General features: G+C 50.1%; 13 protein-coding genes. All 13 read right to left on the bottom strand.

Features of this window, described 5'->3' with window-relative positions:
- On the bottom strand, window positions 1–84 hold an 84-nt coding region (locus BM091_RS14355; RefSeq protein ID WP_245735391.1), incomplete at its 3' end, for a GTP-binding protein.
- A 39-nt stretch (window positions 85–123) separates the two neighbouring features.
- Window positions 124–594, bottom strand: coding sequence for a 30S ribosomal protein S7 (gene rpsG / locus BM091_RS13585; RefSeq protein ID WP_093396549.1), 471 nt, complete (start codon window positions 592–594; stop codon window positions 124–126).
- 85 nt (window positions 595–679) lie between these two features.
- Window positions 680–1,051: a 30S ribosomal protein S12 gene (rpsL, locus tag BM091_RS13580; protein ID WP_093396548.1), complete on the bottom strand. Its 372-nt coding sequence runs from the start codon at window positions 1,049–1,051 to the stop codon at window positions 680–682.
- A gap of 94 nt (window positions 1,052–1,145) precedes the next feature.
- Complete coding sequence (gene rpoC / locus BM091_RS13575; protein WP_093396546.1) at window positions 1,146–5,225, bottom strand: DNA-directed RNA polymerase subunit beta'; 4,080 nt, start codon at window positions 5,223–5,225, stop codon at window positions 1,146–1,148.
- A gap of 92 nt (window positions 5,226–5,317) precedes the next feature.
- A complete protein-coding gene (gene rpoB / locus BM091_RS13570; RefSeq protein ID WP_093396552.1) occupies window positions 5,318–9,433 on the bottom strand; it encodes a DNA-directed RNA polymerase subunit beta in 4,116 nt (1,371 codons plus the stop codon).
- A 120-nt stretch (window positions 9,434–9,553) separates the two neighbouring features.
- A complete protein-coding gene (rplL, locus tag BM091_RS13565; protein WP_093396545.1) occupies window positions 9,554–9,949 on the bottom strand; it encodes a 50S ribosomal protein L7/L12 in 396 nt (131 codons plus the stop codon).
- 15 nt (window positions 9,950–9,964) lie between these two features.
- Window positions 9,965–10,498, bottom strand: a complete 534-nt coding sequence (gene rplJ / locus BM091_RS13560) for a 50S ribosomal protein L10 (protein WP_177193663.1) — start codon at window positions 10,496–10,498, stop codon at window positions 9,965–9,967.
- 253 nt (window positions 10,499–10,751) lie between these two features.
- Window positions 10,752–11,471, bottom strand: coding sequence for a 50S ribosomal protein L1 (gene rplA, locus BM091_RS13555; protein WP_093396542.1), 720 nt, complete (start codon window positions 11,469–11,471; stop codon window positions 10,752–10,754).
- 31 nt (window positions 11,472–11,502) lie between these two features.
- Window positions 11,503–11,928: a 50S ribosomal protein L11 gene (gene rplK, locus BM091_RS13550; RefSeq protein WP_093396540.1), complete on the bottom strand. Its 426-nt coding sequence runs from the start codon at window positions 11,926–11,928 to the stop codon at window positions 11,503–11,505.
- A gap of 24 nt (window positions 11,929–11,952) precedes the next feature.
- A complete protein-coding gene (nusG, locus tag BM091_RS13545; RefSeq protein ID WP_093396539.1) occupies window positions 11,953–12,498 on the bottom strand; it encodes a transcription termination/antitermination protein NusG in 546 nt (181 codons plus the stop codon).
- 13 nt (window positions 12,499–12,511) lie between these two features.
- Entirely contained in the window at window positions 12,512–12,760 is a 249-nt protein-coding gene (gene secE / locus BM091_RS13540; protein WP_218148909.1) for a preprotein translocase subunit SecE, read from the bottom strand.
- Window positions 12,761–12,834: 74 nt separating this feature from the next.
- On the bottom strand, window positions 12,835–12,984 hold the full coding sequence (rpmG, locus tag BM091_RS13535; RefSeq protein ID WP_093396537.1) for a 50S ribosomal protein L33: 150 nt from the start codon (window positions 12,982–12,984) through the stop codon (window positions 12,835–12,837).
- A gap of 21 nt (window positions 12,985–13,005) precedes the next feature.
- Window positions 13,006–13,101, bottom strand: a 96-nt coding sequence (locus BM091_RS13530) for an EF-Tu C-terminal domain-related protein (protein WP_218148910.1), incomplete at its 5' end; no start/stop codon positions are given.

Below are 13,101 nucleotides of genomic sequence, written 5' to 3'. Positions count from 1 at the left end.
CAACGTCGTCTTACCATGATCTATATGTCCTATCGTTCCCACATTCACATGAGGCTTCTTCCTCTCAAACTTCTTCTTTCCCATCGCCGTCTCCTTTTCTAAGGACTTTTGCCTTGGTTTATACTACCAGCGGTAATGCGCAAAAGCCTTGTTCGCCTCCGCCATTCGATGTGTATCTTCCCGCTTCTTAACAGCACCACCGCGGTTTTGTGCTGCATCAAGCAATTCCCCCGCAAGTTTCTGTATCATAGTGCGTTCTGATCGGAGCTTAGCATAAGCGACAATCCACCTCATGGCCAGAGTGTTCTGTCTGTCCGGTCGGACTTCAACGGGAACCTGATACGTAGCACCACCCACTCTTCGAGACTTAACCTCCACTATCGGACGCACGTTTTCCAGCGCCTGATGGAACACCTCAAGGGGATCCTTCCCGGTTCGCTGATTTATGAGGTCAAAGGCGCCGTATACTATTCGCTCCGCCAAGCTCTTCTTACCTTTGCGCATTACATGGTTGATAAACTTGGCAACAAGCTTGCTGTTGTATTTTGGATCGGGCAAAATATCTCTTTTTTTTACTTCTCTACGCCTTGGCATGTTACCCTCGAATCCCCTTTTTTGAGCGCAAAAGAGAGGCCATGAATTCTGAAATAATTCATGGCCTCTCGACCCCTGTCACTACTTACTTCGGTTTCTTGGTGCCGTACTTAGACCTGCCCTGCTTTCTGCCGGCCACACCGCTTGCATCAAGAGCACCGCGAATTATGTGATACCTCACGCCAGGCAGGTCCTTTACACGACCACCTCGAATCAGCACCACAGAGTGTTCCTGCAGATTGTGGCCGATACCCGGAATATATGCCGTAACTTCGTATCCGTTGGTAAGTCTTACTCTTGCCACCTTACGCAAAGCCGAATTAGGTTTTTTGGGTGTCGTGGTGTACACCCTTACACAGACCCCCCTTTTTTGAGGAGCACCCTGCAATGCAGGGGATTTCGACTTTTCCTTGATCTTCTCCCGACCTTTTCTCACCAACTGGTTTATAGTCGGCATTACCGCAACCCCATCTTTTATTCCGTTCACAAATCACAAACTCGAAGCCTTGCTTGCATACACACTTCTGCCAACATTGTCAACAGGTTTTTAACTATCTTGCCCCAAAGACCTCTGCTCTTTCTCTTATAGCCCTGTACTTCGGAAAACCCGTTCCCGCCGGAATGAGTCTTCCAACAATGACATTTTCCTTGAGACCCCGCAATTTATCAACCTTTCCGGCCGCAGCAGCATCGGTAAGAACCTTGGTGGTTTCCTGGAACGATGCAGCGGAAATAAAGCTCTCCGTAGTCAGAGAAGCCTTGGTTATCCCAAGAAGCAAGGGCTCTGCTTCTGCTGGTTGTTTGCCTTCCGAGATCAAACGTCGGTTAACCTTCTCAAAGATGTGCTTTTCCACGGGTTCACCCGGCAGGAATTCGGAATCACCGGGGTTGGTCACCTTAACTCGTTTCATCATCTGCCTTACGATTACCTCGATGTGCTTGTCATTAATCCTCACACCCTGCAAACGATAAACCTTCTGAATTTCGTCAACCAGATATTTCGCCAGCTCCTTTTCTCCTCTGACCCTGAGTATATCATGGGGGTCAGGCGATCCGTCCATCAGAGGCTCACCGGCTCTAACATAGTCACCTTCGTGAACGGTAATGTGCTTACCCTTCGGTATAAGATACTCTCGGGGTTCACCCACTTCAGGCTCTACAATGATCTGCCGTTTACCCTTAATGTCCTTCCCAAAATGGACCACACCGTCGATTTCGCTGATAATTGCATGCTCTTTGGGCTTTCTCACTTCGAACAACTCGGCAACTCTCGGCAAACCACCGGTGATATCCTTGGTCTTGGTTGTTTCGCGAGGAATCCTGGCAAGGACATCTCCCGGATAGACATAATCTCCTTCATTTACCATAAGAATGGCACCCACGGGGAGATAGTACCGGGCATGCCCCGACTCTCCGACCTTTGCCGTACGGCCTCTGGCATCTTTTATTGAAATTCGAGGCCTCAAATCCACATCCCGGTATTCCACAACGACCTTGCTGGACTTACCCGTAACAGGGTCGATCTTTTCCTGCAGGGTCTGTCCTTCTATAAGGTCTCCGAATTTGACAGTACCTTCTACCTCTGTAAGGATCGGGGTCGTAAAGGGATCCCATTCGGCAATAAGGGTTTCGGCCTCTATAAAGTCACCGTCTTTTACCTTGAGTTTGGCACCGTAGATTATCCTGTATCGCTCTCTTTCACGACCCGTATCCCCTACAATGGCCAGTTCGCCGTTACGGTTCATTGCCACCAGTTCGCCGTGGCGGTTAACCACAGTGTGGAGGTTGACGAACTTCACGCGTCCGGCGTACTTGTTCGTTATAGATGTCTGTTCAATGCGCTTGCTGGCGGTACCTCCTATGTGGAAGGTTCTCATGGTCAACTGAGTTCCCGGTTCTCCTATGGACTGAGCTGCAATGATGCCCACCGCCTCTCCAATCTCCACAGGCTTGCCCTGAGCCAGATCACGACCGTAGCACTTTGCGCAAACCCCTCTTGCCGTCTTGCACGTAAGAACCGACCTTATAGATACCTTTTCTATACCCGCTTCCTCTATTTTCTTAAGTGCCTCCTCGTCGATCTCGTCTCCGGCCCTTACCAGAACTTCACCGGTCATAGGATCCACCACATCCTCATGGGCGATCCTTCCCAGAATCCTTTCGGCCAGAGGCTGGATTATCTCGCCGGCTTCAAGCAGGCTTTCAACTTCAATGCCGTCAAAGGTTCCGCAATCTTCTTCCAGAACGACCACATCCTGCGCCACATCCACAAGGCGTCGGGTCAGGTAACCGGAGTTAGCCGTCTTCAATGCGGTATCGGCCAGACCTTTACGGGCACCGTGCGTTGATATGAAGTACTGCAGTACCGTAAGGCCCTCCCGGAAGTTTGCCGTTATCGGGGTTTCAATTATCTCGCCCGAAGGCTTGGCCATAAGCCCTCTCATACCCGAAAGCTGTCTCATCTGGTCCTTGCTACCCCGTGCGCCCGAGTCGGCCATCATGTAGATCGGATTGAAAGACTGCATCAGTTCTTTTTGCCCCTCAGGGCCTTCAACCTCCGTAAAGGCTATTTCCTTCATCATTTCCGCCGCAACGTCTTCCGTGGCCTTGGCCCAGGTATCCACGACCTTGTTATATTTCTCGCCCTCAGTAATAAGTCCCTCGTTGTACTGACGTTCTATTTCTTTGACCTCTTCAAAGGCCTTCTGGATTATCTCTGCCTTCTTCTTCGGAATAACCATGTCCTTTATGGCAATGGAGAGACCGCTCTTCGTAGCCATTTCATAACCAAGATCCTTCAGCCGGTCTGCCAGAATCACCGTCGCCTTGTTGCCGGCCTTGCGGTAGCACTCATCGATGAGGCGGGCGAGAGCCTTCTTGGTCATAGGTTTGTTCACGAATTCAAAATCGACCTCAGGAGGTAGCAGTTCGGAAAGGAGCACCCTACCCACGGTGGTCTGAACAAACTTTTCTTTCATGCGGACCTGAATTCTCGCATGGAGATCCACCGCGCCGGCATCGTAAGCCTGTCGCACTTCATCAACACCCGAAAAAATCTGGCCTTCGCCTCTGGCGAAGGGTCTCTCTCGAGTCATGTAATAGAGGCCCAGGACTATGTCCTGAGTGGGCACGATTATGGGATCGCCGTGAGCGGGGCTCAGAATATTGTTGCTCGACATCATGAGTACCCGGGCTTCCGTCTGAGCTTCCACAGAAAGCGGGATGTGTACTGCCATCTGGTCACCGTCGAAGTCCGCATTGAAAGCAGTGCAGACAAGAGGATGAAGCTGAATGGCTTTGCCCTCAATCAGAATGGGCTCAAAGGCCTGGATACCCAGTCGATGCAATGTGGGAGCACGGTTCAGAAGGACCGGAAACTCCCTTACCACTTCATCCAGCGCATCCCAAACTTCAGGAGCTTCTTTTTCGACCAGTTTTTTAGCCGTCTTGATAGTACTGACAATACCCTTTTCTTCAAGCTTGTTGAAAATAAAGGGCTTGAAAAGCTCAAGGGCCATCTTTTTGGGAAGTCCGCACTGATGCAGTCGCAAATTAGGGCCTATTACTATAACCGTACGGCCCGAGTAATCCACACGCTTTCCCAGAAGGTTCTGACGAAACCTTCCCTGCTTGCCTTTGAGCATGTCACTCAGAGATTTGAGGGGGCGCTTGTTGCTTCCCAGCACCACTTTGCCCCTGCGCCCATTGTCGAAAAGGACGTCCACCGCTTCCTGGAGCATCCGTTTTTCGTTGCGGATTATGATTTCCGGAGCACCGAGATCCTGAAGCCTCTTTAATCTGTTGTTTCGGTTAATAACCCTGCGATAAAGATCATTCAGGTCGCTTGTGGCAAAGCGGCCTCCGTCTAACGGTACCAGTGGCCTTAGATCGGGAGGAAGCACCGGAACCACATCCAGGATCATCCATTCGGGACGATTCCCTGAAGTCCTGAAGGCATCGACAACCCTGAGCCTTTTGCCCAGTTTCTTCTTTTTCGCTTCAGAACTGGTATTTTGAACTTCTTCCCGCAACTGCTGGACGATTTCATCAAGATCAATCTTGCTGAGCAATTCCTTGATTGCCTCGGCACCTATGCCTGCTCGAAATTCAGGGCCGTACTCGGCCGTAAGCTGTCGGAATCTCTCTTCCGTTATCAATTCACCTCTGCTAACGGGAGCTTTACCCGGATCGATCACTATATAGGAATCGAAGTAGAGAACCCTTTCGAGCTCTCTCAGCGTAAGATCCAGAAGATGACCGATCTTGCTCGGGAGGCTTCTCAGAAACCAGATGTGGGCCACAGGGGAAGCCAGCTCAATATGAGCCATCCTTTCGCGACGAACCTTCGACTGAATGACCTCAACACCGCACTTTTCACAAACCACTCCCCTGTGCTTCATCCGCTTGTATTTACCGCAATTACACTCAAAATCCTTAACAGGGCCAAATATGCGCGCACAGAAAAGCCCATCCCGTTCCGGTTTAAAGGTTCTGTAGTTAATGGTCTCCGGCTTTTTCACTTCGCCGTAAGACCATTCGCGGATCACCTCAGGAGAGGCAATCATAATCTTTACGGCGTTAAACTGATTGGGGTCTCGCCGAACCTGTCCAAATTGATAAAGGTCTTTCAAGGAAAAACCTCCTCTAACTGCGTTTTTATTCCTTAGACCGGCCGGCTCGAAGGGATAACCGCAACATCGAACCGGCCGGGTGAATCTATTTGCTACTCTTCTTCGTCTTCAACCTCTTCAAGAGTGCGAAAATCCAGAGCCAGAGCCTGCAGCTCTTTTGTCATAACCTTAAAGGATTCGGGAATTCCCGCTTCAAGGGTGTTGTCACCCTTTACGATCTTTCCGTACATCCTGGTCCTACCAGGCACGTCATCGGATTTGACGGTTAGAAACTCCTGAAGAGCATAAGCCGCACCATAGGCTTCCATCGTCCAGACTTCCATTTCTCCGAGCCGCTGACCACCAAACTGGGCTTTTCCGCCGAGGGGTTGCTGAGTGACAAGGGAATAAGGCCCGATAGAACGAGCGTGAATCTTGTCATCCACAAGATGATGCAACTTCAACATGTACATTATTCCAACGGTGACCGGGGTATCAAAGGGCTCGCCAGTGCGACCGTCATAAAGTATTGTTTGTCCTGTTTCCGGAAGTCCGGCTTCTTTAAGAAATTCTCTGATCTCGTCTTCCTTAGCACCGTCAAAAACCGGAGAAGCAATATGAACACCTTCGCGAAACTGCGGAACAAGAGCCTTAAGCTCCTCATCAGTTGCATCTTTGAAGTACTTATCAAATTCAAGTTGACTGTATATCCGTTTGAGCTTCTGCTCTATTGTTTCCCTTTCCTTATACTCTTCAATAAGCCTTGCAAGCTGTTCACCAAGTCCCTTGGCAGCCCACCCCAGATGTGTTTCAAGAATCTGTCCGACGTTCATACGAGAAGGCACACCAAGAGGATTCAGCACGATATCGACGGGAGTGCCGTCTGCAAAGTAGGGCATATCTTCAACCGGAAGGATCCGAGATACCACACCCTTGTTTCCGTGCCTTCCGGCCATCTTGTCACCGACCTGAAGTTTGCGTTTTACGGCAACGTAAACCTTGACCATCTTCAGCACACCCGGAGGCAATTCATCACCGCTCCGGATCTTTTCAATCTTTTTCTCAAAGAGGTCGCGCACCCTGTCCACCTGACTCTGATAGTCGTTGTATATCCGCTCAATCTCCAGGCTCAACTGAGGATCTTCGGCAGGAACTATCTTTTTCCACAAAAACGGGCTCATCTCAGAGAGGATCTCTTCCGTAAGGGGATCGCCCTTTTTGACATAGGTCACCTGACCGTCTTTGATGGTTACTCCGGAAGTGCGCCCCTGAAGAACCCGGGCCAGCTCCTTCACGGTCATTCTCCGTATTATCTCCACCTCATCGCGCATATCCTTCTGGAGCTTGGCAACCTCCGCATCCTCTATCTTCTGGGTCCTCTGATCCTTTTCAAGACCACGCCTTGAGAACACTCGGGCATCGATCACGATACCCTCAACCCCCGGAGGCACTCTTAAGGACGTGTCCTTTACATCGCTTGCTTTCTCGCCGAAGATCGCCCTCAGTAACCGTTCTTCAGGCGTGAGCTGCGTTTCTCCTTTAGGGGTTACCTTCCCGACGAGTATATCGTTTGGACGAACGTAAGCACCGATTCGAACGATACCGCTTTCATCCAGGTTTTTGAGCTGATCTTCTCCCACATTGGGTATGTCTCTCGTGATCTCTTCCTTGCCAAGCTTGGTATCCCTGGCGAGAACCTCAAATTCTTCAATATGAATTGATGTGAATATATCCTCTTTGACAATCCTTTCGCTTACCAGGATTGAATCCTCAAAATTGTATCCGCCCCAGCTCATGAAGGCCACCATAACATTGCGGCCAAGGGCGAGTTCTCCATGATCCGTAGACGGTCCGTCCGCAATGATCTGGCCCTTTACAATTCGATCCCCTCGCCTGACCAGGGGCTTTTGATTGAAGCATGTGTTCTGGTTGGATCTCTGGAACTTCATCAGTCTGTAGATGTCAACAACGCTACCGGTTTCGTCGGGTTCGTCGGCACGAACAACAATGCGGGTAGCATCCACGTACTCAACAATCCCATCGCGTCGGGCCACCGTTGTAATACCGCTATCTCTTGCAACAACCCTTTCAATTCCGGTCCCAACAAGCGGAGCCCTGGTCTGAATAAGCGGGACGGCCTGACGTTGCATGTTGGATCCCATCAGAGCACGGTTTGCATCATCATGCTCAAGGAAGGGGATCAATGAAGACGAAACACTTACAACCTGGTTGGGCGACACGTCCATGTACTTTACTTCTTCACGAGGCACCAGAACGTATTCGCCACCTCTACGAGCCGTCACGTGTTCATTTATAAATCGGTTTTCCTCATCAAGAGGGGCATTGGCCTGGGCTATGGGATAGTCTTTTTCGTCCATAGCCGTCAGATACACGACCTCATCGAGTACCTTGCCGTTTTCCACCTTCCGATAAGGCGTTTCGATAAAGCCGTACCTGTTAACCCGGGCATAGGTAGCCAGAGACACAATAAGCCCGATGTTGGGGCCTTCCGGGGTTTCTATCGGGCATATCCTGCCGTAGTGAGTGGTGTGAACGTCGCGAACCTCAAAGCCTGCGCGTTCTCTCGTAAGACCACCCGGCCCTAGAGCACTGAGCCTTCTCTTATGGGTAATTTCGGAAAGCGGATTCGTCTGATCCATGAACTGAGAGAGCTGGCTTGTGCCGAAGAATTCTTTTACCACGGAAGTTACGGGCTTGGCGTTTATCAGGTCGTGGGGCATGAGGGTTTCCACTTCCTGTACGATCATGCGTTCTTTTATGGCCCGTTCCATACGAACAAGCCCTATACGGTACTGATTCTCCAGCAATTCACCCACAGGTCTTACCCGGCGATTGCCCAGATTATCGATATCGTCAACAGGCCCCTGAGTATCCTTCAACCAGATAAGTCGCTTTACGGCTTCAAGGATATCTTCTCTACGAAGGGTTCTCTGATCCAAAGGAACATCCAATCCCAGCTGGATGTTCAGTTTGAGCCTTCCTACTTCGGAAAGATCGTAGGTATCGGGATTGAAGAACAGATTGTGGAGGTATTCTTCGGCGGCTTCACGGGTAACCGGATTTCCGGGTCTCATTTTCCGGTAAATTTCCGCAAGAGCGTCTTCACGCGAGTCTATACCCTTGTCCTGAAGAAGGGTCATCCTGAGAGAAGGACTCACATTGGGCCCGCTTATATGCAAAACCGTAAACTCCCGGATGTTTCGACGAAACATCTCATCGAGCAACTCTTCCGTTATCACATCGTTACATTCGGCAATGATTTCTCCCGTAGAAAAGTCGATCACATCATGAGCAAGGACTTCTCCTATAAGCTCCGAGGTACTCAGAGGTATGGCAGATATACCAAGTTCATGGAGCTTTTTTATGGTTTGCTTCCCCAGTTTGCGCCCTTTTTTAAGAATCACCTCACCGGTTTCGGGATGAACGATATCTTCGGTTACCCTGCTACCCGTAAGTACCTCGGTGAGAACTTTCTCGGCTCTTTCACGGTCTATAAGGCGGACCTGTTCACTTTCGTAGAAGTAATGGAGCAGATCCTCCGTGCTGTAGCCCAGAGCCTTGAGCAAAACCGTTACGGGAAATTTACGGCGGCGATCGATTTTTACATAGAGAATATCTTTATGGTCGAATTCAAAATCCAGCCACGAACCTCTCAGAGGAATTATCCGGGCGGCATAAAGAACCTTCCCGCTTACGTGACTTTTGCCCTTATCGTGATCGAAGAATATACCGGGAGACCTCTGGAGCTGACTGACAACAACCCTTTCCGTCCCGTTTATAATAAAAGTACCCTTTTCCGTCATTATCGGAAGGTTTCCGAAGTAAATCTCCTGTTCTTTGATGTCCCGTATTTCGCGCTGGCCGGTTTCTTTGTCCACATCATAGACAACCAGGCGCACGAGCAGTTTCAGCGGAGCACCGTAGGTCATACCTCTTGCTATACATTCCTGAACATCGTATTTAATCTCGCCGAAGGAGTAAGAAACGAACTCAAGCCTTGCAGAACCCGATATGTCTTCTATTGGAAAAACCGAAGTAAATACTTCCTGTAGTCCTTTCTTTTCTCGCTTTTCCGGAGGAACGTCCATCTGCAGGAACTGGTCATAGCTGGACTTCTGCATCTCAATGAGGTAGGGTATTTCCAGAATCTGGCGTATTTTCCCGAAATTCTTTCTTACCCTATATTCATGGGTCAAAGCCGTTGCCATGGCTTCTCCTGTCACCTCTGTTTTGTTTTGTTTTCTCTTCACCACTTCAAAAGCGAAGTCGGAAACCGGTTTCACACCCGACCGGTTTCCGACACATTGTAACATCTAAATCTCAGATGGCTACTTAATTTCTACGGTGGCTCCGGCTTCCTGCAGTTTCTTGGCGATCTCTTCGGCTTCCTCTTTGGAAATTCCTTCTTTAACCGTAGAAGGTACATTCTCGACGAGTTCCTTGGCTTCTTTGAGACCCAGGTTTGTTATGGCACGGATTTCTTTGATCACCTGAATCTTCTTATCTCCCACACCGGTAAGCACCACCGTAAACTCGGTCTTTTCTTCTTCGGCAGGAGCTGCTTCAGCAGGAGCTGCTCCAGCAGGAACCGCGGCGGCAACGGCCACCGGAGCCGCGGCGGTCACACCGAAACGCTCTTCCAGCTCCTTTACGAGTTCGCTGAGTTCAAGAACCGTCATGTTCTCGATGAACTTTATTACATCTTCTTTGGTAATCTCTGCCATTTCCTTTATCCTCCTTTATTCGCCCTGTTCTTCTTTTTTTGCCCTGATAGCTGCAAGCACTCCGACGAAAGACCTCGGCACACCGCTGAGGACGCTCACCAGGCCGGTAGGTACGGCCACAAGAACACCCAGAAGTTTGGCCATTAGCTGCTCTTTTGTGGGCAAATCGGCCAGAGCCAGCACTTCCTGGGGTGTGAGGAGCCGATTGCCAAGCGCTCCGGCTTTGATTTTTAGCTTTTCGTTTTCTTTTGAGAACTTCTTCAGCAACCGAGCGGGAACCGTTGGATCGTCGTAGCCAATGGCAATGGCACAGGTTCCCTCAAGCAAGGGCTCCAGGACTGCGGCGGAAGTGTCTTTACAGGCAATCCTCATGAGAGTGTTCTTAACCACTTTGTACTCTACCCTGTGCTCGGCCAGCAGATCACGCAGTTGAGTCATCTCCGCAACCGTAAGCCCTTTGTAATCCGTAAGTACCGTAGCGCTTGCCCTCGAAAGCTTCTCTCTGAGCTCCTCAACTATCTGCTCTTTCTTCTGACGTGTAAGACTCAAATGACCCCACCCTCCTTTCTTTCCTGCCTTCGTGCTTCCTCCGGCATCGAATCCTCTGCACGATACGCGGCCCTCTCTTGAGGTCCGTAAACAGGGCGAAGGATATTCCATGCCCCGTCGGTCCCCTCACCATCTCGGCGGGCCCCGCCAAAAGGCGGATTTAAACACCCGACCATCGGGCGTGCCAGCTGTCTTCGATGCGTGAAAGCACCAAGGGCAGTTATTTCAGAACACATAACCGTGTTCCACTGCTCTACTGTTCAAGGGTTCCAAGCAGAACCCTGACGTCATTGGGATCAACCTTTATCCCGGGACCCATTGTGGTCGAGACGGCAACGCCTCTTATGTAGGTACCCTTGGAAGCCGCCGGTTTTAACCTTATCAGCGTATCTATAAAGGCCGCCATGTTTTGAAGAAGTTTTTCGGGCCCGAAGGAAACCTTGCCCATGGGAGCATGGACAATACCGGCCTTATCCACTCTGAAATCAAGCTTCCCTGCCTTGATCTCCTTAACGGCCCTGGCCACATCAAAGGTTACAGTTCCGAGTTTGGCATTGGGCATAAGACCTCTAGGTCCGAGAATCTTTCCGATCTTTCCGACGGCTCCCATCATGTCCGGTGTGGCGACGGTTTTATCAAACTCCAGCCAGCCTTCCTTCTGGATTTTTTCTATGTATTCCTCGCCGCCCGCATAATCTGCGCCCGCATCGAGAGCTTCCTGAACCTTTTCGCCCTTCGCAAAGACCAATACCCTGACCTGTCTGCCGAGTCCGTTGGGAAGAACCACGCTTCCACGAACCATCTGATCGGCGTGTCTGGGGTCTACTCCCAGGCGCACGGCAATATCGACGGTTTCATCAAAGTTGGCGTAGGAACATTCAAGAGCCAGTTTAACGGCTTCTTCAAAGGAATACCTTCTGGTCGGGTCAACCTTAGCCTTCGCAGCAAGATACTTTTTGCCTCGCTTTGCCATAGCTTCTGCCTTCCCCTATCGGCTTCTGAATTTAGTCCACTATCTCTATACCCATGCTTCGTGCAGTACCTTCAATCGTTCGAATTGCCGCATCCAGATCCCTTGCATTAAGATCGGGAAGCTTAAGCTGTGCTATCTCCTTGACCTGTTCGCGCGTCACCGTTCCCACCTTTACCCTGTTGGGCTCGCTTGAACCTTTGGCTATTTGAGCAGCCTTCTTCAAAAGCACGGAAGCGGGAGGAGTCTTGGTAACAAAGGTAAAAGACCTATCGGCATAGACGGTTATGACCACGGGAATGATCATACCCTCCTGCCCCTGAGTCTTGGCGTTAAAAGCCTTACAAAACTCCATAATGTTAACACCATGCTGACCCAGGGCAGGTCCGATAGGAGGGGACGGATTTGCCTGTCCTGCGGGAACCTGAAGCTTTATGTTGGCAATCACCTTTTTAGCCATTTCCTGAACTCCTTTAACCCTCAACTACAATTTTGATATCTGCGTAAAGTCGAGTTCAACCGGAGTGGGGCGACCGAAGATGCTGACGAGAACCCTGACCTTACCCTTTTCCGTTAAAACTTCATCAACGACGCCGTGGAAGTTGGCAAAGGGACCGTCTTCCACCCGCACCCTGTCACCCGGTTCAAAGGAATACTTGGGTTTGGGCTTTTGTGCCCCTTCTTCCATTTGTTTTTTTATCTGTTCAACTTCCTCGTCAGGAATAGGAACCGGCCTGTCTTTACTGCCTATCAAACCCGTAACCTTGGGAGTTGTTCTCACCAGATGCCAGGTTTCATCATTAAGAACCATCTGGACGATAATGTAACCCGGGTAAAACTTTCGGGACGAAGCCTTTCGCTTTCCCTGTACGATCTCTATGACCTTTTCGGTCGGAACGAGAATCTCGCCAAAATAGTCCTGCAGGCCGGCCACCCGGGCCCGTTCCTGAATGGCCGCCTTTACCCTGTTTTCAAAACCCGAGTAGGTATGCACTATGTACCACTTTTTCTTACGCTCACGCTCAACCACGTACTCTTTCTCCCTAACCTATCAGAAACCGGACAAGCCGGCTCAGTATCGCATCCACCAATCCGAGATATATCCCGAAGGCAATAACGACCACGAGAACAACAGCGGTAGTCCCTACGGTTTGTCTGCGGGAGGGCCAGACAACTTTTTTCAATTCGTACACCACTTCCCGGAGGTATTGCTGAAGCATCTTCGGATAGCGTGTTAACCTGGCTAAGCCCGCGGTTTCCGGAACCTTTCTGGCTGCCTGTTTTTTTGCCATATCACCATCTCACAATGACATCTTCCTTTTCTCTGGATCAGGGACAGGAAGTAAACCTTCCCGCCCTAACTCCTCTACTTCGTCTCCTTATGAACCGTATGCTTCCTGCACTTAGGGCAATATTTCCTGAAAGCCAGCTTATCCGGCGTGGTCTTTTTATTCTTCGTTGTAGTGTAGTTACGGTTCTTGCATTCAGAACATGCCAGAATCACATGAACTCTCATGAATCACACCATCCCTGTTTTCTATTCAATTATCTCCGTAATTACTCCGGCGCCTACTGTTCTACCGCCTTCACGAATTGCAAATCGAAGCTCCTTCTCCAAAGCAACGGGCGTAAT

The sequence above is a fragment of the Thermodesulforhabdus norvegica genome (assembly GCF_900114975.1).
GTDB lineage: Bacteria > Desulfobacterota > Syntrophobacteria > Syntrophobacterales > Thermodesulforhabdaceae > Thermodesulforhabdus > Thermodesulforhabdus norvegica.
This window is presented reverse-complemented; position numbering and strand designations above follow the sequence as displayed.

Bases quoted from the DNA above. Each gene is read 5' to 3' on its own strand.
- rpsG (WP_093396549.1), bottom strand. From the start codon at position 594: ATGCCAAGGCGTAGAGAAGTAAAAAAAAGAGATATTTTGCCCGATCCA.
- rpsL (WP_093396548.1), bottom strand. From the start codon at position 1,051: ATGCCGACTATAAACCAGTTGGTGAGAAAAGGTCGGGAGAAGATCAAG.
- rpoB (WP_093396552.1), bottom strand. From the start codon at position 9,433: ATGGCAACGGCTTTGACCCATGAATATAGGGTAAGAAAGAATTTCGGG.
- rplL (WP_093396545.1), bottom strand. From the start codon at position 9,949: ATGGCAGAGATTACCAAAGAAGATGTAATAAAGTTCATCGAGAACATG.
- rplA (WP_093396542.1), bottom strand. From the start codon at position 11,471: ATGGCAAAGCGAGGCAAAAAGTATCTTGCTGCGAAGGCTAAGGTTGAC.
- rplK (WP_093396540.1), bottom strand. From the start codon at position 11,928: ATGGCTAAAAAGGTGATTGCCAACATAAAGCTTCAGGTTCCCGCAGGA.
- secE (WP_218148909.1), bottom strand. From the start codon at position 12,760: ATGGCAAAAAAACAGGCAGCCAGAAAGGTTCCGGAAACCGCGGGCTTA.
- rpmG (WP_093396537.1), bottom strand. From the start codon at position 12,984: ATGAGAGTTCATGTGATTCTGGCATGTTCTGAATGCAAGAACCGTAAC.